Origin of the sequence: Phaeobacter sp. JH20_34 (assembly GCF_048056095.1) — a bacterium.
In the GTDB taxonomy this organism is placed as follows: Bacteria; Pseudomonadota; Alphaproteobacteria; order Rhodobacterales; family Rhodobacteraceae; genus Phaeobacter; species Phaeobacter bryozoorum.
Map to the genome: position 1 here is coordinate 643,314 of NZ_JAYMWT010000004.1, position 23,247 is coordinate 666,560.

The 23,247-nt window shown below is 59.6% G+C and carries 26 protein-coding genes; 8 read left to right on the forward strand and 18 right to left on the reverse strand.

Going from position 1 to position 23,247, the window contains the following annotated elements; genetic code table 11:
- Window positions 1–5 precede the first annotated feature (5 nt).
- A complete protein-coding gene (locus tag VWZ81_RS04700) occupies window positions 6–302 on the forward strand; it encodes a hypothetical protein (RefSeq protein WP_416542198.1) in 297 nt (98 codons plus the stop codon).
- A 312-nt stretch (window positions 303–614) separates the two neighbouring features.
- Window positions 615–1,430 carry a serine O-acetyltransferase gene (gene cysE, locus VWZ81_RS04705; protein WP_340545780.1) on the forward strand — a complete coding sequence of 272 codons (816 nt, stop codon included), beginning with the start codon at window positions 615–617 and terminating at the stop codon, window positions 1,428–1,430.
- A gap of 279 nt (window positions 1,431–1,709) precedes the next feature.
- Here the strand turns inward: cysE and VWZ81_RS04710 are convergent, their stop codons facing one another.
- The 7 genes from VWZ81_RS04710 to VWZ81_RS04740 all read right to left on the reverse strand — a co-directional run bounded on the left by VWZ81_RS04710 (window position 1,710) and on the right by VWZ81_RS04740 (window position 5,720).
- A complete protein-coding gene (locus tag VWZ81_RS04710) occupies window positions 1,710–1,877 on the reverse strand; it encodes a hypothetical protein (RefSeq protein WP_416542199.1) in 168 nt (55 codons plus the stop codon).
- A 19-nt stretch (window positions 1,878–1,896) separates the two neighbouring features.
- Window positions 1,897–2,916, reverse strand: coding sequence for a protease modulator HflC (gene hflC / locus VWZ81_RS04715; protein ID WP_416542200.1), 1,020 nt, complete (start codon window positions 2,914–2,916; stop codon window positions 1,897–1,899).
- Window positions 2,913–3,980, reverse strand: coding sequence for an FtsH protease activity modulator HflK (gene hflK / locus VWZ81_RS04720; RefSeq protein ID WP_416542201.1), 1,068 nt, complete (start codon window positions 3,978–3,980; stop codon window positions 2,913–2,915). Before hflK ends, hflC begins: the two co-directional genes overlap by 4 nt.
- A gap of 72 nt (window positions 3,981–4,052) precedes the next feature.
- Window positions 4,053–4,544: a hypothetical protein gene (locus tag VWZ81_RS04725; protein ID WP_340545777.1), complete on the reverse strand. Its 492-nt coding sequence runs from the start codon at window positions 4,542–4,544 to the stop codon at window positions 4,053–4,055.
- Between the two features lie 13 nt (window positions 4,545–4,557).
- Window positions 4,558–5,019 carry a hypothetical protein gene (locus tag VWZ81_RS04730; protein ID WP_416542202.1) on the reverse strand — a complete coding sequence of 154 codons (462 nt, stop codon included), beginning with the start codon at window positions 5,017–5,019 and terminating at the stop codon, window positions 4,558–4,560.
- 8 nt (window positions 5,020–5,027) lie between these two features.
- On the reverse strand, window positions 5,028–5,414 hold the full coding sequence (locus VWZ81_RS04735; RefSeq protein ID WP_416536347.1) for a hypothetical protein: 387 nt from the start codon (window positions 5,412–5,414) through the stop codon (window positions 5,028–5,030).
- Window positions 5,415–5,453: 39 nt separating this feature from the next.
- Window positions 5,454–5,720 carry a hypothetical protein gene (locus VWZ81_RS04740; RefSeq protein ID WP_340545774.1) on the reverse strand — a complete coding sequence of 89 codons (267 nt, stop codon included), beginning with the start codon at window positions 5,718–5,720 and terminating at the stop codon, window positions 5,454–5,456.
- Window positions 5,721–6,066: 346 nt separating this feature from the next.
- On the opposite strand from VWZ81_RS04740, the gene VWZ81_RS04745 reads away from it, so the two are divergent.
- From VWZ81_RS04745 to VWZ81_RS04755, 3 genes are all read left to right on the forward strand, one after another.
- On the forward strand, window positions 6,067–6,483 hold the full coding sequence (locus VWZ81_RS04745; protein WP_416558320.1) for a hypothetical protein: 417 nt from the start codon (window positions 6,067–6,069) through the stop codon (window positions 6,481–6,483).
- Window positions 6,480–6,866, forward strand: a complete 387-nt coding sequence (locus VWZ81_RS04750; RefSeq protein ID WP_416536350.1) for a hypothetical protein — start codon at window positions 6,480–6,482, stop codon at window positions 6,864–6,866. Before VWZ81_RS04745 ends, VWZ81_RS04750 begins: the two co-directional genes overlap by 4 nt.
- A gap of 296 nt (window positions 6,867–7,162) precedes the next feature.
- Window positions 7,163–7,351 carry a hypothetical protein gene (locus VWZ81_RS04755; protein ID WP_340545771.1) on the forward strand — a complete coding sequence of 63 codons (189 nt, stop codon included), beginning with the start codon at window positions 7,163–7,165 and terminating at the stop codon, window positions 7,349–7,351.
- Between the two features lie 65 nt (window positions 7,352–7,416).
- On the opposite strand, the gene VWZ81_RS04760 is transcribed toward VWZ81_RS04755, so the two are convergent.
- A complete protein-coding gene (locus VWZ81_RS04760) occupies window positions 7,417–8,151 on the reverse strand; it encodes a Crp/Fnr family transcriptional regulator (RefSeq protein ID WP_416542204.1) in 735 nt (244 codons plus the stop codon).
- Between the two features lie 153 nt (window positions 8,152–8,304).
- On the opposite strand from VWZ81_RS04760, the gene VWZ81_RS04765 reads away from it, so the two are divergent.
- Window positions 8,305–8,547, forward strand: coding sequence for a hypothetical protein (locus VWZ81_RS04765; RefSeq protein ID WP_340545769.1), 243 nt, complete (start codon window positions 8,305–8,307; stop codon window positions 8,545–8,547).
- 436 nt (window positions 8,548–8,983) lie between these two features.
- On the opposite strand, the gene VWZ81_RS04770 is transcribed toward VWZ81_RS04765, so the two are convergent.
- Window positions 8,984–9,292, reverse strand: coding sequence for a type II toxin-antitoxin system YoeB family toxin (locus VWZ81_RS04770; RefSeq protein WP_416542452.1), 309 nt, complete (start codon window positions 9,290–9,292; stop codon window positions 8,984–8,986).
- 82 nt (window positions 9,293–9,374) lie between these two features.
- The gene (locus VWZ81_RS04775) at window positions 9,375–10,007 is read right to left on the reverse strand and encodes a tyrosine-type recombinase/integrase (RefSeq protein WP_416542205.1); all 633 of its coding nucleotides are present in this window, start codon (window positions 10,005–10,007) and stop codon (window positions 9,375–9,377) included.
- 569 nt (window positions 10,008–10,576) lie between these two features.
- On the opposite strand from VWZ81_RS04775, the gene VWZ81_RS04780 reads away from it, so the two are divergent.
- Window positions 10,577–12,067, forward strand: a complete 1,491-nt coding sequence (locus tag VWZ81_RS04780) for a hypothetical protein (protein WP_416542206.1) — start codon at window positions 10,577–10,579, stop codon at window positions 12,065–12,067.
- Window positions 12,068–12,599: 532 nt separating this feature from the next.
- On the opposite strand, the gene VWZ81_RS04785 is transcribed toward VWZ81_RS04780, so the two are convergent.
- Genes VWZ81_RS04785 through VWZ81_RS04795 form a run of 3 tightly spaced genes read right to left on the reverse strand, consistent with a single transcriptional unit; the run spans window position 12,600 to window position 15,885 of the window.
- Window positions 12,600–14,066, reverse strand: a complete 1,467-nt coding sequence (locus tag VWZ81_RS04785) for a sulfatase-like hydrolase/transferase (RefSeq protein WP_416542207.1) — start codon at window positions 14,064–14,066, stop codon at window positions 12,600–12,602.
- Window positions 14,063–14,878, reverse strand: coding sequence for an MBL fold metallo-hydrolase (locus VWZ81_RS04790; protein ID WP_416542208.1), 816 nt, complete (start codon window positions 14,876–14,878; stop codon window positions 14,063–14,065). The genes VWZ81_RS04785 and VWZ81_RS04790 overlap by 4 nt, the downstream gene beginning before the upstream one ends.
- Window positions 14,875–15,885 carry an extracellular solute-binding protein gene (locus VWZ81_RS04795; protein WP_416542209.1) on the reverse strand — a complete coding sequence of 337 codons (1,011 nt, stop codon included), beginning with the start codon at window positions 15,883–15,885 and terminating at the stop codon, window positions 14,875–14,877. Before VWZ81_RS04795 ends, VWZ81_RS04790 begins: the two co-directional genes overlap by 4 nt.
- A 96-nt stretch (window positions 15,886–15,981) precedes the next feature.
- On the opposite strand from VWZ81_RS04795, the gene VWZ81_RS04800 reads away from it, so the two are divergent.
- Window positions 15,982–16,956: a GlxA family transcriptional regulator gene (locus tag VWZ81_RS04800; RefSeq protein ID WP_416542210.1), complete on the forward strand. Its 975-nt coding sequence runs from the start codon at window positions 15,982–15,984 to the stop codon at window positions 16,954–16,956.
- A gap of 295 nt (window positions 16,957–17,251) precedes the next feature.
- Here VWZ81_RS04800 and VWZ81_RS04805 read toward each other — a convergent pair whose 3' ends face one another.
- From VWZ81_RS04805 to VWZ81_RS04825, 5 genes are all read right to left on the reverse strand, one after another.
- A complete protein-coding gene (locus VWZ81_RS04805; RefSeq protein ID WP_416542211.1) occupies window positions 17,252–18,589 on the reverse strand; it encodes a pyruvate dehydrogenase complex dihydrolipoamide acetyltransferase in 1,338 nt (445 codons plus the stop codon).
- Window positions 18,590–18,601: 12 nt separating this feature from the next.
- Window positions 18,602–19,987, reverse strand: coding sequence for a pyruvate dehydrogenase complex E1 component subunit beta (locus VWZ81_RS04810; protein ID WP_416542212.1), 1,386 nt, complete (start codon window positions 19,985–19,987; stop codon window positions 18,602–18,604).
- Window positions 19,988–20,003: 16 nt separating this feature from the next.
- Window positions 20,004–21,017 carry a pyruvate dehydrogenase (acetyl-transferring) E1 component subunit alpha gene (pdhA, locus tag VWZ81_RS04815; RefSeq protein WP_340545752.1) on the reverse strand — a complete coding sequence of 338 codons (1,014 nt, stop codon included), beginning with the start codon at window positions 21,015–21,017 and terminating at the stop codon, window positions 20,004–20,006.
- Between the two features lie 303 nt (window positions 21,018–21,320).
- On the reverse strand, window positions 21,321–21,620 hold the full coding sequence (locus VWZ81_RS04820; protein WP_340545751.1) for an FtsB family cell division protein: 300 nt from the start codon (window positions 21,618–21,620) through the stop codon (window positions 21,321–21,323).
- A 256-nt stretch (window positions 21,621–21,876) separates the two neighbouring features.
- Entirely contained in the window at window positions 21,877–23,067 is a 1,191-nt protein-coding gene (locus VWZ81_RS04825) for a phosphoglycerate kinase (RefSeq protein WP_416542213.1), read from the reverse strand.
- Window positions 23,068–23,247: the final 180 nt, after the last annotated feature.

Genomic DNA, 23,247 nt, shown 5'->3' on the forward strand with positions numbered 1-23,247 from the left:
CGGGGATGCGACGGCCTATCCTGTCCGGTGATATCACCAGCACCGCCCGCGCCCTGCTGGCGGTGGCCCCGGCGCAGCGGCGCGCGCTGTGCCAGCGGATCTTTGCCGGGGCGGCGCAGGCGGTGCGCCATCTGCGCCGCCACCGGCGGCTCTGCCCGCGCTGGGGCGATGGCTCCCTGAGTGCTGCGGCGCGGAAATTCCCGCTGGCGGATGAGCCGTTTTATGACGCGCCGGACTATCTGACCTGTACCCGGCTGGTGCTGGCTGAGCTGGCGCGTCATATCAGGCATAATCCGGGCTAGCGGCTGCCAAGCTGCGCCACCGGATGCCTTGTCATGCGGCTGTTGCGGCGCCTCAACGACGCTGGCAGCGTCTGTGCCGGGCGGCCATTTGACAGCCTGTGGCACTGTCAATATCGGGCCTGCACAGCCCCTGTGCATCGGGGCACGGGAACTGGTGCGGCGGGTGATCACCAATAAAAACAATGGGCTGTCGGTGTATGACTGCGCAGCCGGGGCAAAAGATCAGCAGATCCGATGGCTCTCATCACGGATTTGCGGTTGGCCTTTTTGCGCTGGTGGAGGTACTCTGGTTGCAACACAGGAGGCAGAGCTATGCTTGAGACGCGCCAGGCCGTCAGTTCCGTTGATCCCGTCTGGGATCAGATCACCACCGAGGCGCAGGACGCCGTGCGCCGCCAGCCGCTGATGGGCGGGCTGATCCATGCCTGCATCCTGCATCATACCTCGCTTGAGAAGGCGCTGTCCTATCGCATCGCGGCGAAGCTCTGCTCCAATGAGATGTCGATGGTGATCCTGCGCGAGATCGTCGACCGGGCCTATGACGAAAACCCGGATCTGATTGCCGCCGGGCGCGCCGATCTGATGGCGGTCTATGAACGCGATCCCGCCTGCCACCGGCTGTTGCAGCCGATCCTCTATTTCAAGGGGTATCAGGCGGTTCAGGCCTATCGGGTGGCGCATTGGCTGTGGCAGCAGGGCGATTACGATCTGTCCTATTTCTTCCAGATGCGGATTTCGGAGATCTTTGGCGTTGATATCCATCCGGCGGCCAGAATTGGCCGGGGCATCATGATCGACCACGCGCATTCCATCGTCATCGGCGAGACGGCGGTGGTTGGCGACAACGTCTCCATGCTGCATTCGGTGACCCTGGGCGGCACCGGCAAGGAAGAGGAAGACCGGCACCCGAAGATCGGCAATGGCGTGCTGATCGGTGCTGGCGCCAAGGTGCTGGGCAATATCAAGGTGGGCCATTGCAGCCGTATCGCGGCAGGATCGGTGGTGCTGGCCGAGGTGCCGCCCTGCAAGACCGTTGCGGGCGTGCCGGCCAAGATTGTCGGTGAGGCCGGCTGCGACCAGCCGTCGGTCAGCATGAACCAGGTGCTGGGCGGCGACAAGCCGCAGTAGCCCGCGCCGCTTTACAGGTCTGGGCATGGCGGGCGGTGCGCGTGCCGCCATCGGTGCATTTGTGAGTATTTTTGGAAAAATGACGATGGAGAGCGGCAGCGCTGGCGGCCCCTTTTTTGGTGGGGTGTGGGTGGTGCGAATGGTTGCCAGTCGGGTAAGTCGCTGTCACAGCCCGAAGCGGACTTGCGGCGATGCGGCGGCAGGGCTGCCGCGAAACTTTATCGGGGCGCTTCTGCCAGACGACGTTAAGCTGCCCAACGTAGGTATGGCCGCCTCATGTCAGCTAGAGGCCGGTTCGGCGAGAAGCTGCACTTCAAGTTCTTCCTGCCGCAGGCGGAGTTTTCTCTGATCGGCTTCGAAATCCTTCAGGGCATGCCGCCGGATATCGGTCGCAATCTGGCCTTCGGCGCTTCGCCTTGCGTCTAAATCCACCGGTTCTTCCGTCATCTCTTTGTCCTCTAATACATCAGCGTTCGGCCGCGGCCGTCAGGCCGGGGGCGGGAGGAGGCGTGCTCCCAGCCGACTCTCCGGCCTCCATTCCTCTCAGAAACCTGAAAAGTTCGCTGTCCGTTGTCAGAACCAGCGTCGTTCCCCCTGAAATCATGTCCTTGTAGGCCTGCATTGTCCGGGTGAACGCATAGAATTCGGCTGCTTGGGCGTCGGTGTTGTAGGCTTTTGCGTAGATCGCAGCCGCCGAGGCGTCAGCCACGCCGCGGATTTCCTCGACGGCGCGATACGCTTCGGACTGTATCTTGTTCAGGTCGCGCACCCGGTTGCCGCGGATCCGCGCGGCTTCGCCGTTACCTTCGGAAAGGAAACGTTCAGCGATCTGGCGGCGCTCTGAGATCATGCGGTCGTAAATCTTCGGACGCACACTCTCGTTGTAATTGATCCTTTTGAAACGGATATCGAGAAGCTCGATCCCAAAAACGCGAACCTTTTCTGAGGCGGCTGCGAAAATCTCCTGTTCAACAAGTGCACGGCCTTTCTGGATAGGAACCAGAGAACCTATGTCCTGCGCGCGCTCCTCATCGGTCAAAAGCGTGTCCCGCAGCGGGGTCCGGCCCTTCGTGGTCCGGATAATCTCTATTAGCTCGTGTTTGGCGACGGCATTGCGGGTTTCGCTGCCGAGAATATCGTCTAGACGGGATTGCGCGCTGCGCTCATCGCGCAGCCGCAGAAAATACTGCAACGGGTCGGTTATTTTCCAGCGGGCGAACAGATCGACGGATATGTAGAGCTTGTCCTTGGTGGGCATGTCAGAAGGATTGCCGTCCCACTCAAGAACCCGGCGGTCGATCCGGTTGACGTCCTGAACGATAGGCAGCTTCAGCTTTAAACCAGCCGTTATGACTGGTTCGCCCACAGGTTTACCGAATTGGGTGATAATAGCCTGCTCGACTTCGCCAACTGTGTAGAGGGAACCGGAGGCAATCACGCCGGCAGCAACCGCAATCCCTGCGAAGAGCCCCAATCTGATGTTCATGACGGATCCTCCTGAAGCCTGTCGAGGTTCAAAAGCGGCAGGATGCTCGCAGTCGATCCGTCGACAATGATTTTTGACAGGATGCTGGGCAGAACATCCTGGAGGGTTTCTATGTATATCCGCCGCCTCGTGACTTCAGGCGCCTTTACGTATTCGGCCAAAAGCGCGGTGAACCGCGCTGCGTCGCCTTCCGCCTCGTTGATGCGTTTCAGGCGATAACCGTCAGCCTCGCGGATCCGCTGATCTTTCTCGCCTTCGGCCAGCGGAATGACTTTGTTGTATTCGCGGCGCGCCTCATTGATCAGGCGCTCCTTTTCCTGCTGTGCCTGGTTGACCTCATTGAACGACGCCTGAACCGGTCCCGGCGGGTTGATGTTCTTCAGCTGCACCTGGTCGATGCTGATACCCATGGCGTATTTCGTGGACAGAGCCTGCATCTTGAGAAGCGCCTCGCTTTCGATCTCCTGACGGCCGATGGTGATGACCTCGTCAACGGTGCGGTCGCCAACAACCTCTCGCATCACGGACTCAGAGACGTAGCGCAAAGTCGCGCTTGGCTCGCGTACCTCGAACAGGAATTTCAGGGGGTCAGAGATCCGGTACTGAACCACCCATTCCACGAGCGCAGCATTCAGATCTCCCGTGACCATTTCGGTTTCGCGCCGGCCGTCTGACGGGCTCTGGAAGGGATCACTCCGGCCCGGAGTTGTGAACCCGAATTCCTGCTTCAGCTGCCGTTTCACGGGCACCAGCGTGGCAACGTCGATGCCAAGCGGGAATTTGAAATGCAGGCCAGGCGGAACCTCAGCAGTGTATCTGCCAAAACGCTGGACAACGGCGACAGAGTCGCTCGGGACTGTGTAATATGAAGACCAGGCCGCAACCGCTGCCAAGACTATCGCTCCTGCGACCAGTATGCCCTTCACAGGGGGCCGCCCATCAGGGAGCAATCCGCCCAGCCGGTCGCGGCCTTGACGAAGAATTTCGTCGATATCGGGCGGATTGCGCTTCTGTCTGCTTTGCCATGGCCCACGGTCTTCCGGGCCGCCGTTCTGGTCAGGCATATCGTTTCCTCTCCTGGTCTCTCAAACCGGCATCCGATACAGACCTTTGACGCCAAGGCGCCTGCGCGCGGCTTATTCCCTCTGTGTCGGCATTCCTTCGTTCTCCGCGGCCTGGATTGGTGAATTTTCCGTTGGCAATTCACCCGCTATAGCCGCATCCGGCGCCTCTTTGTGCGCCTGAGATGCGCCCCCGCCCGAGTAAAGGTTCCGCAGCTGAGTTTCGGAGACCCCGTCGGCCACCATCACCAGCCGGACCATCGGGTCAGAAAGCATTTCTTCCAGGAAATATTCGGCCAGTTCTTTTCCGGTGAGCTTGTCCTTTGCCAGGGCGTCATCGAGGTCGGCCAGCGAAACGGTCAAGGTTCTCGCCAGCCCGGGGTGGAATTCCCTGGGATGCAACTTCACGGCGACAGAAGCTCTCCAAGTCTCAGGCTGCAGGCTGTCGGGAGGTGAACACAGTTCCGTTTCAATGTCATATTCTCCGGCAGGGAGCGTTTCGCTGAAGCCCGGAACGTTGAAAGGCCGGGCAAAGACCGCAATGGATTTTCTAACTGCCTCGTTCATGGGTGGCGTCCTCTCATCGAAGCGACAAGCGGGCCAAGGCTGCGGCTACTGACGCAGTGCCCTTGTCGTGGTAGTCCCCGTGGAAAACACCGTCCACCTTGACCTCCCAGATTCCATTCCTCTTCCGGGCACGAACGCGCTCCGCCTTCGCAGTTGGACGATAGGGGTGTGTCGAAATTTGGATATCTTCCGGTTTGTGCAGTGGCTTATCGAGCACGCTGGAGCTTGCGGCCTTTGGCAAATGCGGTTCTCCAAGAGCCATTACGGTGCGAATGAATTCCTCTGCATAATCATCCGCGTTTCGGTGGTCATGCTCATGCCTCACCATGGCCATTGGCTCAACAAAACGCTTCTTAAGGTGTTCAAGGAAACGCGGTTCCGTGCGGGACATGTAAGCAATGAGCGACTGGAGAATCCGTTCATGGGCCAGAACGCGCCGTTCAAGATCTGTCATTTCAGGCAGAGATGGTAACATGGCACTGTTCATCCTTCATTGATCGTGTTTTCCGGGCGCTCCGACGACTTTTCGACGTCAAGGGCTGCAAGACAGGCCTGCGCAATGTCCCGGTCCGGAAACTCGGTTCCCGGGACCGTCGCCCAACCGGCTTTCATGAGGGCATCCCGCTGCCGGTAGGTAGCAACGGCCCTGATCGCTGCCAGCTTTGCGTCGCGTTCCGCATCGGTTCGGGCCATGTCCAGACAGACCGGGACCAAAGCCGTGACTACATTGTTGCGGGACATGGTCACGGCCATGCCGTGTGACGTTCCGCCGGTCACCCAGCCGCCCCAGGTAAATCCGCCGATGCCTAATAATGCGCCACCTATCACGGCGCCGTAGAGGCCGGGTTTAAGCCATTCGGGAGTGTACATTGTGAATCCTCCAGCGGGGAAAGCGCCGCCTCGCTATCTTCAAGTGTTGCGTTTCGGGTCTTGGCCTAGCGCTGCTTCCAGGTCGGTCCAGGTAATTGGCCGCAACTCTGTGCGGCCCGGCAAACGCCCCTTGCCGTGGATGGTCAGGTAAATCGCCGTTCTGCGGTAAGCCGTGAAACTCAGCCCTTCGATAAGCTCCTCCTCGACCAGCACTTCGTATTCGCCGGAAGGCAGTTCGTCCGGATATCCGGGCAAGGTAAAAGGCTGCGGGAAAGTCACGGTGGATCTGATTGATCGCAAGGCCATCACCGGTCTCCGCGATATGTGCATGTCTGCCGCGCTGCCTTGGCTGCAGCATCCCGGTTGCCGAGAGGCAGCCAAACTTTGCGGCCCTCCTACATTACCCCGGAACCGGGCGGTGCGTGCTGACCCATGTTAGCGCCGCTGGGGTCCTGACCGCTCTGGCATACGCGGACCAAACCTTCGGCTAGACTTCAGAGGACTGGAGACCGGCTGATCTGCGTCAGCGCGTGCGTCGGGCAATGCGGGTATGATCGGAGTTATCCGAAGCTTGTTACCCGGCAGGCGGCAGCCCGGTTCTTCGGGAACAGCCGCTTCCCGATCCGAACACCGAAAAAGGGAGGATATGCCGATGCCAGCCGCTGGCATTCTTCAACCCCACAGCCCTGAGTTTGACCGCTTATTGCAAGCCTTCGTTGGCGAGGACCGGAATGGCAATGCTGTTACGGTTCTATCGGCCCTCGCGCGGCTTGAACTCGAACCTTGGGAGGAGGCAGCCGCGCTTGCCGCGTTGGAGAAAGAGGTCGCAGGCTCGCGACTGGAGATGCTGCTGTCGCAATGCCGCGACGTGCCCGCACTCAAGCAGGATAGCGGAACGCTCGCGCGGAAACTGACCCTCCTTCTCCCCAAACGCAAGCGCTTGATGGCTGTTTCTGGCGCCGCAGAAAACGGGCCGACGAATTTGTCTGGGTTGATCTGGGCGGTACTGACGATCCTCTTTCTGATTTTGCAGTTAATACTCACAGGCACTCCGGGGACGGGCCAATGATGTCAGGCAAAACACGGGACGGCGACCGCAGTGATGGTAAGGACTATGCGGTGCTATGGGATCTGGAGGAGCGGTGCTGGACCAGCGGCGCGGACAGCGCCCGCACCGTGACTGCAAAAAATGCAGTGATGATACTTCCCTATCCGCCAGGCATTCTTCAGGGCGGGCAGATCCTGGAGCATGTGAAGAAAAACACGGGCTGGCGAACCGTGGAAATGAAAGACCGCAGCCAAATCAGGCAAGGGGCCGTTGCTGTGCTCGCCTACCGCGTATTCGCCGAGAAGTCAGGCTTGCCAATCTATGAGGCGCTCTGCGCGTCCACATATCTGCTGGACAACGGCCGGTGGCTGCGGCTGTCACATCAGCAAACCCCCACCACCTGACGCTAGCGGGATGAACCCTCACCTCGGGGCGATATCTTTAACGCACTTCTCGGCATGTGAAACGGCTCCTGAGCTCTTCGTTCAAAGATCATCAGCCAGAAGATGCGGACCCGCCCCAAGCTAACCTGCATCAGTGCTGCGGAGCAGAGAAGATGGGTACATGGCTGCGTGCCTGCCGAATCTCCGGCGGCACTCATTTCCGAGCAGCAGAGAAGCACGGGATGCGTGCGGTTCCTCAAATGGACTGCATTGCACTGCGTGCCCTATTCTCGGAATGTCCAAGAAAGGACAATCCAATGACACCCGAACAGACCAATGCCGCCGAGAAGATGACCTCGGTCAAAGCAGCCTGTGACAAGGCAATCGCCGGCCCCAAAAAAGACCGGGCTGTGAAGCACTACCAGGCGGCCGAGAAGGCACACGCGGCGAAGAACCACGCAGAAACGAACAAGGAACTGGACGCGGCTAAAAAAGCGCTTTCGTGATACTCCTTTGCTTTAAATGAAGATCGGGCCGCCCCAGGTTGTTCCGGGGGGAGGGGCGGCCTTTTTCATTTCAAGAGCGGGCCGGTCTGATCCAGATACGCCGGATCGAACCCCGAAAACTCTACCAGCCCGTCATAATTGCCGAACGTTACACGGCCGTCCCGAAATGTCAGCAGGCCGCGTTCGCGAAGCTGCCGCAAGACGCGGTTCACATGGACGGCGCTTAGGCCGAGCGCGTCAGCAAGATGATACTGTGTCAAAGGGCAGACGTAGCCTTTCTTGCTCCCCATTCCGACCAGCTTCAGCCTTGCCCCCAATTCCAGCAGAAAATGCGCCATGCGTGCATCCGCAGCGCGGCGGCCAACTCCTACGAGATGCTCGACCACCATGGCTTCGTCCCGTGATGCCGCCCAGAGAATTGCTGCCGCGAGGCGAGGCGTCTTCTCGAAGGCTTCCAGAAGGTCGTCCGCAAAGACCTCTGCCGCCTGAATCTCCGTGACCGGCTCGAAGCTATGGTCGGACGTGCGCAGCAGCACGCTGCGCAATCCAATAAAGTCCCCCGGTATCTGGAAATCCACGATCTGGCGGGTTCCGTCCGGCTGAAGCTTGTAGGAACATACCCAGCCGGCGGCCAGAATATAAGCGGCCTGATCCGACTGCCCCTGATGCACGAGATCACGCCCCGCCAAAAAGGACCGGCGGCGCAGATGCAAACGCTTCAAGACGCCCAATTCATCTTCAGACAATGCGACGAAGACTTGCAGCTTCCGTGTAAGCGGGCTTTCTAAGATATCTGTCAACGGGGCCTCTCAAGCTGGAAAGAAACTCCAGACGCAATCGCGCACAGACTGCTTTCGGTTAGCCCAGCATACCATTTTTCTGCGAAGATGCTTGGGACAAGCGAGGCCAGTCTGCTGCGCGATGTTTTACCGTCACCGGAAGGATACAATAAAATGCTCAGCGAGAAAGACTTCTCGGGAATGGCTGCCCTCTCGATCTGCGAAGCACTGCTGCTGGCGATGAACGATCACAAGCTCCTGCCCGAGCGCGAGATCGTGGGTATCCTGCGGGACGCTGCAAAGACGCATGAAAACGCAGCTGTTACTGATGGCGAGATAGAGGCGCATCGAGCCGTAGCGGGTCTCATCAACCGGATCATTGCTGGCGGTAATTCCGTTCGGAGGCCGCCGGGATGATATACTCAATCGCAGCGTGATAGACTTCGCCTATGCCGCTTTCGTCCAACTCGTACAATGCACGGGGCCGACAGCCAGGTCAGTAGGACATGCCGGGTGGCACGGGCCGCAAAGACGGTAACGTCCAATCTGACATTGTCTGACGTCAGCGCCAATGGGACAGTGTAGCGCGATTTGATAAGAGCGGGTTTCCGGCTCATCGTAACCATCATTGAGTGGAGACGAGGCGACGCACTTCCGTATGCGAACGCCCAAGAACGTCCGTACCGAGATGGCCTTCCATGTCCTCGCCGATAAGATCAAGCGAATGATAGCCCCGATCGGGGTACGCGGGCTTCTGACTGCCATTCCGGCCTGATGGGCGGTGCTCAACTCAAGCTGCACCGCAGAAAACGCCACAAAAGCGCGGATTCAGCCCTCTCCGGCGTATAAGACGCTAAAGTGTTCCTGGATCCGGCTGCCTCCCCAAAATCGACTGAAACATCCTCATCGTCGAGAAACCAGGCGAGTTTCCACAGACCCTCGGCTGAAGCCAGACAAATAGCTGCGGCAAAAGCCTTGGAGCATATACTTTCTTGATTATGAGCATTGTCGCGAAGAGCCTGATCGAACAGTAGTTATGACGCAGCTGGGCGATCTCCAGGCTCTGTCCATTACCTTTGCCGCTGACGCGATATACAAACCTGTGTTCAGCAGTGATCCGGCGGGACCACCAGCCGCTTAAATCGCCTTTGAGAGCCAGTATCCTCTCCTCCCGCTGGAGCCTTGCCTATGGCTCGACAAGTCAGAGGCAAGGCTTTGGGTATGTTTTTTAACGTCTTGGCTTCCTAGATCTCGACGCTCTCGGAAATTGACAAGGCATCTTCCAGGTCAACCCCTAAGTAGCGGACTGTGCTATCCATCTTGGTATGCCCGAGAAGGAGCTGAACCGCTCGAAGGTTCCCGGTTTTGCGATAAATCTGGGCAACCTTGGTACGCCGCATCGAATGGGTTCCATAGGCGCTTGGCTCCAAGCCAATGGATTTCACCCAATCCCGAACCAGTCGCGCGTATTGGCGTGTACCTATGTGCGGCCGATCGTGCAGTCTTCCAGGCCAAAGAAACTCCGATTTCTTCATTATTGGCATATTCAGCCAGGCCTGAAGCGAAGATCGCGTTCCTTCGGTAATTTCGAACCGAACCGGTTGACTGGTTTCGCTTTGGGTTATGGACGCGCGCTCTTTCACGTGGCCTGCTGCGTAAACGTCAACAACACGCAAACGGACGAGATCACATCCTCTGAGTTTGCTGTCTATTGCCAAGTTGAAGAGTGCCAGATCACGCACCCTATCGGAGAGTTCAAGGCGAACGCGAATTGCCCAGACATGCTTGGGACGCAAAGGACGTTTTTGGCCTATGATACGCCCTTTGTTCCAGGGAGCGTGACGCATACGAACTGCGGGAAGGTTAGGAATTGACATAGTTGGTCCTCCGACCACCGCAACCCTCCACATCCTTGTCATTTCGCCAACGGTCTATGGATAGCATTTGAAGTCCATCCGTAGGTCGAAAGACTTCAAAGTATTCTGCGTTAGAGGGTAATAGTGCGAAAAGGTCTGCTTTGCTTCGCTGCAATGCAGCAAAGTGGCGACCGGGCAAGAAAGAAGCTCCGACTTTGCAAAGCCCGTTTCTGCGCACCTCTACCCCTGGTGCTGACTGCAGCACTGAAGGCAGCGCGCCAAGGCGGTTCAACGGCCGCTTTTCGGAAGCCGGCCAGGATATTTTGCAGCGGCAGCATCTTTTACATGACGCCCCCGCCAATGACCGCTCCGGGCTGCCTGGCGTCGTCTGGTAGAAGCGTCCTGGTGAAGTTTCGCTGCAACCCTGCCGCCGCAACGCAGCAAGTCGGTAGTGAGCCCAGATTGACCGATGCTGCACATCTTGCAAATGTCTGCTATCAGAAATGCAAGCGATCGAGCCAACCATTTTGAATGGGTGTCGTAATTGATTTGCAAATCTTGATTGGCCGGATATTCAGCGGTGAGAACAGGTGCATAAACAGCTTTCCATACTGATGATTTCTCTGGGGGCGACTTTGGCCAATGCAGAGGAGTTCTGTGTTGTACCCGTAGCGGGAAGCGAGCCCAAGCTACCAGTGGAATTTGAACAGCCATACCGGATTGCAACGTCTCCACGTACCGTTCCTGGTTTTGATGGGATGATCGTGAAGGCATTGAATCGCCATGAGCTTTATGAGTTCAATGGCTTAAGCCTGTCCCTAGTGGAGGAAGATTTTCCGCATGTCTGGGGATTCGCGTTCGAGCACGGTATCCACGTCGGGCCGGATGGAGAGGCTTTCGGGTTTGGCTCTCGTCCGCGAGTGATTTTTCGACTTGGTTCTAATGAATCGAGTTGGGAACCTATAGAAACCACTCAAGGCTATGAGCGCGCGTTTTTTGACCAAAGTGTCGGTGACGTTTACTGGCAGGCAACTTCGTCAGACCCAATGAAGTGGATCAAAGCCAGCGGTGCCAGTGAGGAAGTTGATCTGCCGGTTTTCAACGGCGACCAAACAGTCTCCATCCGGACTATTGGTGAGATCAATGGTGCTTTGGCTTTGACGGGGCCACTCAGTTCAACGCCGCGAGAAAGCAGTTCGCTGTGGTTCCGACCGCTTTCCGGGGAGTGGACCAGAATCTCAGTAGACCTACCTGAAGGACAACGTCTGCTTCCTACCTTTCAGGATGCCAAAGTTGAGGTGGGCAACGGAATTATTCGAATTTTTCCTTCCAACAACGCCTTTGAGCCCCTAATCTTTCGCGTCTTCGGAGACGACCTAAAGCTTGTTGCAAGCCTTCCCGCAGGAACTTGGGAATACCATGCGGCAAGTGGAAATTGGATCGGTAGGGTTGGACCATGGTCTCACTCGAGAAAGACGAGCTTTGGGTTGTGGCAGAAAACACCTGAAACGCTGCCGCCACACTTCCTCATGCTAGGCCCAGATGAAACGGAGGCGCACCTCATTCCAGGCCTCACTTCACAAAGTGACGTGGTTGGAAAAAGAATCTTTTATCACCCTAGCCCGATATCCATTCCTGAAGAAACTCGAGTGTTCGTGAATGCAGGTGAGGGCATCATGGTTCTCGATGGCGCCTCGTTGTCTCAAATTCAGATGTGGCCGTATGAGAAGATTGGTGAACACCCTGACGTTAAATCGTTGGGGGGGGTGACCTTCATCCAGTCTGAGCGTGGAGTATTTGTCCTGAATGACAACCTTTCGCTCCATAGGGTTGCGAACTTCCCAGTGGAAGCTCCTTGGCGACATGAAGTCAGAATTGACTATGTCGAAGCTTGGCAAACCTATCTTGTCACCGACAAACGATCAGGTGAGATCTACGTTTCAAAGGATATGGAACGCTTCACAAAGCTCGAGTCCGAGCAACGGGTCACCGGTGTTGTTGGGTTGTTACCTGAACCGACTTCGGTCTTGGTCATAGGAGAGGATCAACTGTACGCGGTTAAGCAAGGCTGTGCCCCCTAGTGGGCTCTCTCACGAGATTACATCCAGAGCTATGTGGCAAACTTAAAAGCAGTAATTGGCACAAATGCAGCGAAAGATCACTTTGTCCCGCATCCCTTCCGTTCGATGATGGTTGGTGGCTGCACCTGCGGCGAAGGTCCGCTCCTTTCATTGCTCGTGCAGCATGGGATCGCCGTCCGACTGCCAGCCCCCGAGATTTTGCAATGGTCACTAACTGCGCTCCGCCGCCTCCGGTGCAACCCGCAGAATCCCATGAAGCAACTTGGCCCTGCCGAGCGTCCGCTTCCGGGAATTTGGCCGCAGACCTTTGCACCTGCGGCGATACCAGCGCCGGGCCTGGCACGGCCGTCTGCTTTGGGCTGGCTGGTGTCATCTGGTAGCTTGCTTGTGGTACGAGATCTACTGCAACCCTGCCGCCGCATCGCCGCAAGTCGGTAGTGAGCCCATATCTAACCGGTGCTGCAATCAGCTCGAATGGCCGCATCGCTATTTTGCTGCGAATTTCGACCGTGAAAGCCGGTTGCCCCGTGTTTCAGGTGCGGACGTATTGTGACGCCGCGTCCTGGGCCGCTGAATAATCCCAGGCCGTGCCGTTTGCCTTCATCGCGTCATTGACCACCTGTTTCATGGCAAGCCGGTCCCAGACGTCGGATTTGATTTTCTCCAGATCGAAATAGCCGCCGGTGATTTCGCGGTTCAGCCTAGCTTCGATTTCGGTATAACCGGGATCGCCTGCCAGGTTGTTCCATTCACCGGGATCTTGCGCCAGGTTGTATAGCTGCGGCGCTGAGCCGTGGCAGTAATGATATTTCCAGTCGCCCAGCCGCACCATAAAGCTGGGGCGCATGATCCCTTCGCCGTGGTATTCGGAAATCACTGGAATGACATCAAGACCGGCCCCGTGAATAGCTGGCAGCAGGGATCGGCCTTCCAGCCGCCGCACCGGTTCCTGCCCGGCGATATCAATCAGGGTTGCGGGCAGATCCAGCAAGGAAACCGGCGTGCCGATTTGCCGGGGCTCAGCCCCCGGAATGTCTATGAACATCGGGATCCGGGCGGACCATTCATATAGGCCCCTTTTCTGGATCATGCCCTTTTCCCCCAGCATTTCACCGTGATCCGATGTGACGATGACGATCGTTTCTTCGCGCAGGCCGCTGTCTTCGAGAACCTCCAGAAGCTCGCCGATTTTGTCGTCTACATAATGGGCCAAGGCGGCAAAGCCGCGGCGCATCGCAATCAGGTTTGCCGGATCGCGGATCTCATCGCCCCGGATATGCAGCCCGTGCCAGCGGCGCAAAGCGAGATCATAGTCAGAATACCTGGCATCCATGTCATCAGGATAGTCAGGCAGCGGGATATCTGCATCCTTGTACCTCTCCCAGTACTTCTTGGGGACCTTGTAGGGCGGATGGGGGTTGGTAAAAGAGACTGTCAGCAGCCAGGGATTATCCGGGGCGTTGCGCAGAAACTCCAGCGACTTGAAATGGGTCTCTTCGTCATATTGAAGCTCCTTCGACCAACCCGGCCCGATGTTTTCGGCCAGGTATTGCGGGGTGAAGTCAAAGGCTTTGAAGTTCGGATCGTTTTCCGGAGGCAGCGGGTAGGACCAGATGAACCCCGACGGATAAACGTCCGTATTCAGGCGGCGCTGGAACCCGTGCAGCTGATCGGCGCCGATGAAATGCATTTTCCCCGATAGAACCGTCTCATACCCGGCATTGGTCAGATAATGCGCAAAGGTCGGAATGAAGCTGTGATAGGGGTCGCCATTGTCATAGCAGCCGGTGGTCGAGGTATAGAGCCCCGTCATGAAACAGGAGCGGGCGGGCACGCAGATCGGGCTGGGCGTATAGGCATTGGTGAAATTGGCCGAACGCCGGGCCAGCGCGGTCATGTTTGCCGTCCTCGCGCCGGTGCCGCCGCATGCCTCAAGCATGAAGGGCGTCATCTGATCGGCCATGATCAGCAGGATGTTCGGTTGCTTTGTCTTGGTCATGCAGAGGTCTCGCAGGGGCTGGTTGAGAAATCGGGAAAGAGATCCGGGGACAGAACGCCCGAAATGTGGCTGCACAAAAACCGCGCGTTGCCGCGGCGCATGGCGGATATGATCCGGCTGCGGCTTGCCTTCAGCGCGGCCGCATCCGCCCACCAGGGGCACAGGCCCGGATCGGCAATTTCGGCCGCCACATGAAACAGATCTGCCAGAAAATACAGGACCTCGCCATCCGAGGAAACACGCACCACGCGATGGCCCGCGGTTTCACCCGGGGCGTCGAGCAGGCGGATTTCCTCCGGCAAGGGTACGGCGCTTTCACCCAGATCCAGCAATCCGCGCCGGTACAGCATTTCAAGTGACGCAGGGTCGGCGGCATCGCCATCGGCCCGTTGCGCTTCAGGTGTCAGCGTGCCGCCGGCCCAGTCTTGCGGCGGCAGAACATGCCGCGCCGTTGGGAAGGCAGGTTCATTGCCGGGGCCGGCCACACCGCAGAAATGGTCGTGATGCCCATGTGTCAAAAGGACATGTGTTATACGCCCCGGGGAAATTCCGGCCTCCTCCAGGCGCTGCCCTATGCTGCCGCCTGCAGATCCGGTTTCCGGGTAGCACCGGGGATCGCAGGCATCGATCAGAACTGAAATGCCAGGCCCGCCGACATGCAGGCAGTTCACCGGCAGCCGTGTTTCGCCGCCCGCACCAGCCAGCGAGCCCGTCGGAAACCAGCGGCGCTGATCGTCATAGATTTCACCCAGGGGCAGGACCGTGATACGCAGCGCCCCAACCTCAACCCTTTGCACCGGCCAGCCTGTCATCCTTCGACAGCCGCGCGGAATTTCCGGGCGTAATCGCCGCGGTTTTTCACAAACCACAAAGGTTGCTCAGGCTGCCACCAAAGCTTGTCCAGGGCACTGTCCGGATAGCTGGCCGCAAAGAACGCCTGATCCTCCGGCGGCAGCATTTCTCGTGCCCCCTTTGCCGCCGGGTTGGCCCCAAAGGCTGAGGCATACAATGCAGAACCGCTTGGAGTGTTGACCCAGGAAATCCAGTCCTGCGCGGGGCCCGGGTCGGCCCTAGCGCTCAGGACAAAATTCTGCAGGTAGCAACTTGCGCCCTCCGCTGGGGCGGCAAAGGCAAATGGCATTCCCTGCCGCGTCAGGGCCGCCATTGTCGTGTCCCAACTGTAGCCGATCACGCACCCGCCGGAGCGGAAGGCATCAATGCCCTCCTCCTCGCTGAACCAGAAGCGGGCGATATGGCTGGCATGTGCGGAAAGAAACGCGCCGATGACATCGTAATTGGCAATCATCCGGTCCTCAAACGCATAGGAATCGTCAAACGGGAACGGCAGCTTGTCGGCACTTTCCAGCGCCCGCCCGGCGGCGACAAAGGCCGTGTCCTCGCGCAGGGTCAGGCGCCCGGCAAAAACAGGGTCAAACAGCGCCATAAGGCTGGCCTCAGCCCCGTCAAGCGGCGCCTTACCTGTGTGATGCCCGATGCCGGCCCCGCCCCAGAGATTGGGTGAGCCATAGCGCTTGCCCCGGATGATCGTATGGGCATCGGCATGAAAGGCCGGGTCAATCCGTCCGTATCCGGCCCGGTCCTCATCCAGCGCGGCGATCAGCCCGCTGTCAAGCCAGCTGGCCAGCCTGTCGGTGGTCGGGCAGGCGATATCGAAATCTTCGGTTTGCGCCGACGCGTGCATCTCATCCTGATTGCGAACTCCCCGGAAAGTAACCGCAATTCCGGTGTCGCTGGTGAAGCTGTCAAACACTTTGCTCAGCCCCGCATCATACCCTTGCCAGCCCAGAATGTTCAGCATGGTTCCCCCCGCTCCAATCATCGTCTGGCAGCAGATTTGCATGGCCGCAGGCTTCGATAGTACGGTATCCTGCCAGAATGATATGGAATACCGCCAATGCCTCCTAAGAAGCTCGCAGTCTTTGCCGTTCACACCGGGTTTTCACTTTTTGGCTACGGAATCGCGCGTGACTTGATCCGCATGGCCAATGACACCGGCAGCAACGTACAGGTCGAGGTGGTCACCGCCGCCGGCGCCCCAGGCCCGGTGCGCAGCTCCTGCGGAGCGGTGGTCCTGGCAGATCACGGCTGGCCGGTCATTCCACAGGCCGACTACGTGTTTGTCTGTTCGTCCCGTGATCTGTTGCCAGAAGACTCCCACGCGGCCCTGCTCGCGGGCCTGCGGGCGTGCCACCGTCATGGCGGCTGGGTCATTGGCCTTGGCACCAGTATCTTTGCTTTGGGCCAGGCGGGATTGCTGGCGGGCAGGCGGGCTGCGGCACATCCGGCGCAGCTTCCGGCGCTGGAAACCGCGTTTGCCGAAACCTTTTTCACATTCCGGCCCTTTCTGATCGACCAGCGGATTGCAACCTGTGTCGGCGGAGATGCGGTGACAGACCTGATGCTTGAGCTGCTGTCGCAGGCCTTCGACCCTGCAATCGCCGAGAATGTCCGCAGGCATGTGCTGCTCAAACCTGAGCGTTCGGAAACCTTTGCTGCATCCATTGGACTAAAAGGTTCGCTGGAAAGTCTCGACCCGCGGCTCGCCCGCTATATTCAGCTGGTCGAGCAGACCCTCTCAGCCCCAAGGCCCCTGGACGAGATTTGCGCCGCAATCGCTACCTCCAGCCGGACGCTTTCACGGCTGACCCGCGCTGTGTTCGACTGCACCCCAGGCGAGCTGTCAGCCCGGATCCGGCTGAACCACGCCGCCAGCCTGCTGAAGTCTTCCTCCAAGAGCTTGCCGGATATCGCGGAAGCAAGCGGCTACCGAAGCACCCCCCATTTCTCAGAAGCCTTCAATGCGCGTTATAAAATGAGGCCGGGGAAGTACCGGACACTCCAAAAGCAGCCACTGGAGCAAAAAGAATGAATGGTAGAAAAGTCCCGCGCTCCGGACCGTTGCACGCTCGTGGTGAAGGGCCGGAACGGCGGGCTGCGCCGCAGCAGAAACCCTCGGCCAGTTGCGTCAAACGGCTGAGTTTGCAAAGGTCACTATCTGCGCTCTGCTGTCTCTGGCAGCCGTCCAGCTGCGCCCGCGTGGGGGAGGCTTAAGTGGCCTTTTGAGCAAGGCACCCGTTCCACAAAACAAGACACCCGCTCCACAAAAAAGGACCGGAGCGCTGCGCCGGTCCTTTCCTTTTGCTCGTCCGTTGACCTGTGGCGGTTTAGGCCAGCATCATCATCGGGTTTTCAAGGTTGTCCTTGATCGCGTTCAGCAGTTCGGCGCCAAGTGCGCCGTCGATGACGCGGTGGTCGACGGACATGGTCACCGACATGACGGTGGCCACGGCCAGTTCGCCATCCGCACCGACAACCGGTTTTTTCACCCCTGCGCCGACGGCAAGGATGCCTGCGTGCGGCGGGTTCACGATGGCGTCGAAATTGTCGATGCCGAACATGCCGAGGTTGGAGATCGCAAAGCTGCCGCCCTGATATTCATGCGGCGCAAGCTTGCGGTCGCGGGCGCGTTTGGCGAGGTCTTTCATCTCCGTCGACAGCGTCGAGAGTGATTTGGTCTCGCTGTTTTGCAGAACGGGTGTGAACAGGCCGCCTTCGATCGCGACGGCAACCGCCACATCGGAGGCCTCCATCTTCAGTACGCGGTCACCGGCCCAGACGGCATTGGCATCCGGCACGGCCTGCAGCGCCAGGGCGCAGGCCTTGATGATGAAGTCGTTGACCGAGAGTTTGACGCCACGGCCCTCGAGCTGTTTGTTCAGCTCGCTGCGGAACTTCAGCAGCGCATCCAGCTGGATGTCGCGGCGCAGGTAGAAATGCGGCACCGTCTGCTTGGCCTCGGTGAGGCGGGCGGCGATGGTTTTGCGCATGCCGTCCAGTTTGACCTCCTCATAGCTGCGGCCTTCGTACATGCGGGCGACCTGATCGGCGGAGGGGCCTGTGGGGGCGGCGGCTGCGGCAGGGGCTGCGGCGGCTGCCGGAGTGGCTGCTGCCGGGGCGGCGGCGGCCTGTGGTTTGGCGTTTTCCACATCGGCCTTCACGATGCGGCCACGGGGGCCGGAGCCGGAGATGGCGGCCAGATCCAGCCCTTTGTCAGCCGCGATACGGCGCGCCAGGGGCGATGCAAAGATGCGGTTGCCATCGGCGCCCTGCGGGGCTGCGGGCGCGGGTGTTGCCGCAGCGGCGGCCTCTGCCGGCGCCGGGGAAGAGGCCGGGGCGGCTTCCTCGGACGCCGCCGGGGCGGCCTCGTCTGCCGCGGCTGCGGGGGCAGCCGGGGTGGCGCCGATGTCGTCGGCGCTTTCGCCCTCTTCCAGCAGCACGGCGATGGGGCTGTTGACCTTCACGCCTTCGCTGCCTTCGGGGATCAGGATCTTGCCGATCACCCCTTCGTCGACGGCTTCGAATTCCATCGTCGCCTTGTCGGTTTCAATCTCTGCCAGCAGGTCGCCGGAGGCGACGGTGTCGCCTTCCTTCACGAGCCATTTGGCAAGGGTGCCTTCCTCCATGGTAGGAGAGAGGGCGGGCATCAGGATTTCTGTGGGCATCGCTGTCTCTCCTTACCGGTAGGTCACTTGTTTCACCGCTTCGATCACCTCATCGGTGGTGACCAGCGCGTGTTTTTCGAGATTGGCGGCGTAGGGCATGGGCACGTCCTTGCCGGTGCAGGTGATCACCGGGGCATCGAGGTAATCAAAGGCCTCCTGCATCACCACAGAGGAGATATAGCTGCCAACAGAGCCCTGCGGCCAGCCTTCCTCGACGGTGACCAGACGGTTGGTCTTCATCACCGATTTGATGATGGAGCCGGTGTCCATCGGGCGCAGGGTGCGCAGGTCGATGACCTCGGCGCTGATGCCATCCTCGGCCAGTTTCTCCGCCGCTTCCAGCGCATAGGTCATGCCGATGCCAAAGGAGACGATGGTGACGTCAGTGCCTTCCCGCCAGATCCGGGCCTTGCCAAAGGGAACGGTGTAATCATCCAGCTTCGGCACTTCAAAGGATTTGCCGTAGAGGATCTCGTTCTCGAGGAAGATCACCGGGTTGTTGTCGCGGATCGCGGTTTTCATCAGACCCTTGGCGTCGGAGGCGGAGTAGGGCATCGCCACCTTCAGGCCGGGGATCTGCATGTACCAGGCGGCGTAATCCTGGCTGTGCTGCGCGCCCACGCGGGCAGCGGCACCGTTGGGACCACGGAACACCATCGGTGCCCCCATCTGACCGCCGGACATATAGAGCGTCTTGGCGGCAGAGTTGATGATGTGGTCAATCGCCTGCATGGCGAAGTTGAAGGTCATGAACTCCACAATCGGGCGCAGACCGCCAAAGGCCGCACCGGTGGCGATGCCGGCAAAACCATGTTCGGTGATCGGGGTGTCGATCACGCGCTTGGAGCCGAATTCGTCCAACAGACCCTGAGAGATCTTATAGGCGCCCTGATATTCGGCGACTTCTTCGCCCATCAGGAAGACATCGCCGTCGCGGCGCATTTCCTCGGCCATGGCGTCGCGCAGGGCTTCGCGGACCGTGGTCTGCACCACTTCGGTGCCCTCGGGCCAGTCCGGGGTGGTGTCCACCTCGGGTGCGGCGGGGGCTGCGGCAGCAGCGGCGGCGGTTGCGGGCGCCGCAGGTGCCTCTGCCGCCGCCGCTTCGCTTGTGGAGGGCGCGGATGCTGCGGGGGCCGCATCGGGGTCGTAGCTTTCGCCGTCTTCCAGCAGCACGGCGATCGGGCTGTTGACCTTTACGTTCTCAGTGCCTTCACCGATCAGGATCTTGCCGATGACGCCTTCGTCAACGGCTTCGAATTCCATCGTCGCCTTGTCGGTTTCGATCTCGGCCAGAATATCGCCGGAATTTACTGTATCGCCCTCTTTGACCAGCCATTTGGCCAGGGTGCCTTCCTCCATGGTCGGCGACAGGGCGGGCATCAGGATTTCAGTTGCCATATCGTATTACGTCCCCTCAGGCGGTTTCTTGCGGCAGCTCATCCGCATAAATATCGGTCCAGAGTTCATCGAGCGCCGGTTCCGGGCTCTCCTTGGCGAAGTCTGCGGATTTGTTGACGATGTCCTTGATCTCTTTGTCGATCACCTTGAGGTCGTCCTCGCTTGCATGTTTGCCGGTGAGCAGCATGTCGCGGACCTGTTCGATGGGATCGCGTTCCTCGCGCATTTTCTGCACCTCTTCGCGGGTGCGGTACTTGGCGGGGTCGGACATGGAGTGGCCACGGTAGCGGTAGGTCTTGACCTCAAGGATATAGGGGCCTTTGCCTGCGCGGCAGTGGGCGACGGCGCGTTCGCCAGCCTCTTTCACGGCCAGCACATCCATGCCGTCCACTTCCTCGCCCTTGATGCCGTAGGCTTCGCCGCGTTTCCACAGGGCGGGGGATTTGGTCGAGCGCTGCACCGAGGTGCCCATGGCGTATTGGTTGTTCTCGATCACGAAGACGACCGGCAGATCCCAGAGCTGGGCCATGTTGTAGGTCTCGTAGACCTGACCCTGGTTGGCGGCGCCATCACCGAAATAGGCGAATGTCACGCGGTCGTTGCCTTTGTATTTGTCGGAGAAGGCGAGGCCTGCGCCCAGTGGCACCTGCGCGCCGACGATGCCGTGGCCGCCGTAGAAATGTTTCTCTTTCGAGAACATGTGCATCGAGCCGCCTTTGCCCTTTGAGTAGCCGCCTTCGCGGCCGGTCAGCTCGGCCATGACGCCGTTGGGGTCCATGCCACAGGCCAGCATATGGCCGTGGTCGCGGTAGGAGGTGACGCGTTTGTCGCCCTCTTCGGCGGCGGCCTCAAGGCCGACAACAACCGCTTCCTGTCCGATGTAGAGATGGCAGAAGCCGCCAATCAGACCCATGCCATAGAGCTGGCCGGCCTTTTCCTCGAATCGCCGGATCAGCAGCATCTCGCGGTAGTACTCGAGTAGCTCTTCGGCAGAAACGTTTGGTTTCTTGACACTTTTTCTCGCAGCCATAGTGGCGGGCTCCCCCTTAAGGCTAGATAGTTTAATGCTAAACTAGTTCATAATGGATTTTGTTACGTCATGCGAGTGTTATTATGACGTGCCGTCACCAAGGGGTAAAGGCGATGGTGTTTCACCAGTGTTTCAGTGGTGTTCCGGGGCGTTGACCTGAGGGCTGATCGGGGGCTGGCCTGCAGCATGGGGTATCGGCTGGCATTGCGCGGCGCAGCCTCGCGCCCGCCGGACAGCAAAACGCCCGCGAGCGAGGCTGCGGGCGATCACATGTTTTAGAGCGGTCTGCGCCGGGGCGGCTGTTTAGCGGATGACGATTTCATCCGAGCGCAGCAGGCCCAGAACGGAGCGGGCCTGTTCATCAAGCAGGTCCAGATCGAGGTAATCATCGGACAGCCGGTGGGTGAGGTTCTCCATCTGCGCGGTCTCACGCTTCAGCTGGTCGAGATCCTGACGCAGCGCTTCCACTTCGGCCTGGATCTCGACCCGCCTGAACAACCCGAAATCCCCCTGCACGGCAGCGAAGGTGAAATATGCGCTCAGCGCGAATGCAATCGTGGAAAAGACGAATGCACCCAGAGAGGGACGATTGGTTCGGGTCACGGTGATGGCCTGTATGATCTGCTGCTCAAGTCTCGCGCCGGTTTACCCGGCGTCTGCAACAATACTGCCACAGGCATCATGGTTTGTGAAAGGTGAAAATTGTTAATTATGAACATTCTGACGCAAAAACGCACCCCAACCGGATGGCAGGGGTGCGAGGTGTTAACAAGTGGTTAACGGATCTTGCGGGTCACCGCGATCTTAACCTTTTGGCGGCGATACCGGCCTCTGGCCTGCGACAGGTCGCAGATTCGGGTCAGCCCTCCAGTGCGGCGACGCCGGGCAGGGTCTTGCCCTCCATCCATTCCAGGAAGGCACCGCCCGCGGTGGAGATATAGGTGAAATCAGCCGCGGCCCCGGCCTGATTGAGGGCCGCAACGGTATCGCCGCCCCCCGCGACGCTGACCAGCGCACCGGATCTGGTCAGCGCGGCGGCCTGTTGTGCGGCGGCATTGGTGGCAGCATCGAAGGGCGCGATTTCAAAGGCGCCCATGGGGCCGTTCCAGATCAGCGTTTTGGAGGCGGAGAGCGTATCGGCGACGGCAGCGACAGTCTGCGGGCCTGCGTCGAGGATCATCGCATCGGCGGGGCAGGCGTCGGCGGCGACGGTTTCATTGTCGGCCTCGGACTTGAATTCGCGTGCGACGACGACGTCGACGGGCAGGATGATCTTGCAGCCTGCGGCCTCGGCTTTGGTCAGGATCTCGCGGGCGGTGTCGGCCATATCGTGCTCGCAAAGCGATTTGCCCACATCAATGCCCTGTGCGGCGAGAAAGGTATTGGCCATGCCGCCACCGATCACCAGATTGTCGACCTTGCCGACGAGGTTGCCCAGCAGTTCCAGCTTGGTGGAGACCTTGGCACCGCCAACCACGGCGGTGACCGGGCGCTGGGGTTGGCCGAGGGCTGCGTCAAGCGCTGTCAGCTCAGCCTCCATCAGACGACCAGCGCAGGCGGGCAGCAGACGGGCCAGCGCCTCGGTCGAGGCATGGGCGCGGTGGGCGGCGGAGAACGCATCGTTGCAATAGATATCGCCCAGCTGGGCCATCTCAGCCGCAAGAGCGGCGTCATTCTTCTCCTCGCCCGCGTGGAAGCGGGTGTTTTCCAGCAGCAGCACGGCACCTGCGGGCAGGCCCGCCAGCGCGGCCTCGGCAGCGGGGCCGCGACAATCGGCGGCAAAGGTCACCGGCGCGTCGAAGGCGGCCTCAAGTGCCGGCACCAGCGGGCGCAGCGACATCTCTTCGACAACCTTGCCCTTGGGGCGGCCGAAATGGGCCAGCAGAATCGGGGTGCCGCCCTTGGCGAGGATATCCTTGACCGTTGGGGCGACGCGCTGAATGCGGGTGTCATCGGTGACGCGGCCATCCTCGACCGGGACATTGATATCGACGCGCACCAGAACGCGCTTGCCTGCCAGGTCCATCTTGTCGAGTGCGGTCCAGCCCATGATCATATCCTTCTGTTGGTCGCGTGTGTTGGTCGTGCTGTGCGAGGCCAGTCGCGCGGAGGCGGGCTGGCGCTGTTGGCGCGATGTTTCGGGGCTTTTTGCCGCCCAGTCAATGCTCCGTGACCAAAGCTCCCTTGGCAATCGGCGGCGCGGGGCTTAACTATCGGGCGAATGCAAAGC

Excerpts from the sequence above, each read along its gene's own strand:
- cysE (WP_340545780.1), top strand. The coding sequence starts at position 615 with ATGCTTGAGACGCGCCAGGCCGTCAGTTCCGTTGATCCCGTCTGGGAT.
- VWZ81_RS04790 (WP_416542208.1), bottom strand. The coding sequence starts at position 14,878 with ATGACAGGCTGGCCGGTGCAAAGGGTTGAGGTTGGGGCGCTGCGTATC.
- VWZ81_RS04795 (WP_416542209.1), bottom strand. The coding sequence starts at position 15,885 with ATGCTGAACATTCTGGGCTGGCAAGGGTATGATGCGGGGCTGAGCAAA.
- VWZ81_RS04805 (WP_416542211.1), bottom strand. The coding sequence starts at position 18,589 with ATGCCCACAGAAATCCTGATGCCCGCCCTCTCTCCTACCATGGAGGAA.
- VWZ81_RS04765 (WP_340545769.1), top strand. The coding sequence starts at position 8,305 with ATGCTCAGCGAGAAAGACTTCTCGGGAATGGCTGCCCTCTCGATCTGC.
- VWZ81_RS04785 (WP_416542207.1), bottom strand. The coding sequence starts at position 14,066 with ATGACCAAGACAAAGCAACCGAACATCCTGCTGATCATGGCCGATCAG.
- pdhA (WP_340545752.1), bottom strand. The coding sequence starts at position 21,017 with ATGGCTGCGAGAAAAAGTGTCAAGAAACCAAACGTTTCTGCCGAAGAG.
- VWZ81_RS04700 (WP_416542198.1), top strand. The coding sequence starts at position 6 with ATGCGACGGCCTATCCTGTCCGGTGATATCACCAGCACCGCCCGCGCC.
- VWZ81_RS04750 (WP_416536350.1), top strand. The coding sequence starts at position 6,480 with ATGATGTCAGGCAAAACACGGGACGGCGACCGCAGTGATGGTAAGGAC.
- VWZ81_RS04730 (WP_416542202.1), bottom strand. The coding sequence starts at position 5,019 with ATGTTACCATCTCTGCCTGAAATGACAGATCTTGAACGGCGCGTTCTG.
- hflK (WP_416542201.1), bottom strand. The coding sequence starts at position 3,980 with ATGCCTGACCAGAACGGCGGCCCGGAAGACCGTGGGCCATGGCAAAGC.
- VWZ81_RS04810 (WP_416542212.1), bottom strand. The coding sequence starts at position 19,987 with ATGGCAACTGAAATCCTGATGCCCGCCCTGTCGCCGACCATGGAGGAA.
- VWZ81_RS04825 (WP_416542213.1), bottom strand. The coding sequence starts at position 23,067 with ATGGGCTGGACCGCACTCGACAAGATGGACCTGGCAGGCAAGCGCGTT.
- hflC (WP_416542200.1), bottom strand. The coding sequence starts at position 2,916 with ATGAACATCAGATTGGGGCTCTTCGCAGGGATTGCGGTTGCTGCCGGC.
- VWZ81_RS04745 (WP_416558320.1), top strand. The coding sequence starts at position 6,067 with ATGCCAGCCGCTGGCATTCTTCAACCCCACAGCCCTGAGTTTGACCGC.
- VWZ81_RS04740 (WP_340545774.1), bottom strand. The coding sequence starts at position 5,720 with ATGGCCTTGCGATCAATCAGATCCACCGTGACTTTCCCGCAGCCTTTT.
- VWZ81_RS04735 (WP_416536347.1), bottom strand. The coding sequence starts at position 5,414 with ATGTACACTCCCGAATGGCTTAAACCCGGCCTCTACGGCGCCGTGATA.
- VWZ81_RS04755 (WP_340545771.1), top strand. The coding sequence starts at position 7,163 with ATGACACCCGAACAGACCAATGCCGCCGAGAAGATGACCTCGGTCAAA.
- VWZ81_RS04800 (WP_416542210.1), top strand. The coding sequence starts at position 15,982 with ATGCCTCCTAAGAAGCTCGCAGTCTTTGCCGTTCACACCGGGTTTTCA.
- VWZ81_RS04710 (WP_416542199.1), bottom strand. The coding sequence starts at position 1,877 with ATGACGGAAGAACCGGTGGATTTAGACGCAAGGCGAAGCGCCGAAGGC.
- VWZ81_RS04775 (WP_416542205.1), bottom strand. The coding sequence starts at position 10,007 with ATGTCAATTCCTAACCTTCCCGCAGTTCGTATGCGTCACGCTCCCTGG.
- VWZ81_RS04725 (WP_340545777.1), bottom strand. The coding sequence starts at position 4,544 with ATGAACGAGGCAGTTAGAAAATCCATTGCGGTCTTTGCCCGGCCTTTC.